The sequence below is a fragment of the Paenibacillus sp. 01T422 genome, from assembly GCF_056398785.1.
The window spans coordinates 1-1,525 of sequence record NZ_JBFTQB010001191.1 but is presented as its reverse complement, the minus strand read 5'-3'; the positions used below and the strand labels follow the sequence as shown (position 1 = coordinate 1,525).

General features: G+C 33.9%; 2 protein-coding genes. Both read left to right on the top strand.

Features of this window, described 5'->3' with window-relative positions; all coding sequences use genetic code 11:
* The first annotated feature begins 105 nt into the window (after positions 1 to 105).
* Complete coding sequence (locus tag AC1DUA_RS37060; protein WP_477504479.1) at positions 106 to 513, top strand: hypothetical protein; 408 nt, start codon at positions 106 to 108, stop codon at positions 511 to 513.
* A 167-nt stretch (positions 514 to 680) separates the two neighbouring features.
* Complete coding sequence (locus tag AC1DUA_RS37055) at positions 681 to 1,049, top strand: hypothetical protein (protein WP_477504478.1); 369 nt, start codon at positions 681 to 683, stop codon at positions 1,047 to 1,049.
* Positions 1,050 to 1,525: the final 476 nt, after the last annotated feature.

Below are 1,525 nucleotides of genomic sequence, written 5' to 3'. Positions count from 1 at the left end.
GCACAAACTACTTGAAGATGAGAATGAAATTCAACTTTCGGAGAATGATAGTGGGGAGCTGCCAAAATGAGGAAGGCGATTAAATTGTGCAAGGGGGAGATTATTTTGTTTAACGATTATGATGTAACTGTCCCGTCATTAGAAAGCCTTAAGAATATTATTAGTAATTATAAAAAATATAGAATTGATACAGCTTTGGATCCGGAAAGAGAATTTGCAGTAGTACACGATGACGAGCAAAGTGGCTTTTCATGTATGATGACCCCAGACCTTACCCTTTTTAGCATAGATATATTAAACGCAAAAGATGAGGTTCTGATAGAAATAATGAAAGAAATTCTAGGCATGTATAATCTCGAAACTGATAGGCTTATTGAAGATGTACGTAATTTATATAGTAGCAAACTTAGCGAAACACAAACCGATTACAATAGATATTGGGTTATTTATAGATGTCATGAGAAAGATGATGATATTCTACTAATTAGATATAGGACATTTGTTAATGACTAAAAGCCCGATTTCAAAAAAACGTTACGCTAACGGTGAACGTTTGTTCAATAAGAAATCAAGACGAGGCTGGCGGCATGAATCGGCAGTATCGTTAAAGTAACTGGCAGGAGAGTCTCATCATCTAAACGAATATTTCAAATATTAATATATAGGAACGGGGTTGATTTATGGATGTGATTGATAATTATATCGGAAGTTGGATGGACTATGTCGGACATATATTAATAATAAAAAAGATAGATGATATCGAGGTTAGAGTTGACTTTTATCCTATTTTAGGAAGTAAACCTGTTAATCGAGATCTATTAGGGAGAACGGCATTATCTATTAATATGAAAGGAGTTTTACAAGAACACGGACTACAAGAGTTAGGTGAGGAGGGATTAGGACCAACCCTTGAAATAAAACTAACAAAAGAAAATAATCATAAATTATTAGAACCCAGTGTGGTTATGGGTCTATATGATGATTATGAGGATGATTTCGGTGTTCCATGGATATTTCCATTATCTTACTATAAGAAGATTGAGGATTGAACTAACGGAAACTATAGTTCAATCAAGAAATGAAGGCAGCTGGGATTGGATCAGCTGCCTTTGTCTTTTGCAGTAACGGAATTTTTGCGCAATCATTTTTAAATAAACCTGTCTAAACTTTATTAACAATTTGAAATTAGGGTACTAGAAGAAATATGTAGTGATACAATGTGTTAACACGGGGAGATTATTACGCTCTAAGGGGAAAGAGATAACGCTCTTGTCATTTATGCTTCTCAGCATACTCGATTGGAATGTTATTGCTAAAAAGCTTTGAAGGTTAATACCTGAGCAGAAAGCGGGAGTAATCACATCAAAATATGAAAAATAGAAAGATTAACTTTCTATTTATTCAGCAACAAATTGTAATTATTATTACACATATATTGTCATTTTCTTTTGTTAAGTCAATGTATTCGGAGGCGCATATGCACGAACGTAATTCTACTTACAATATTCAAAATGCAGTACTGGGG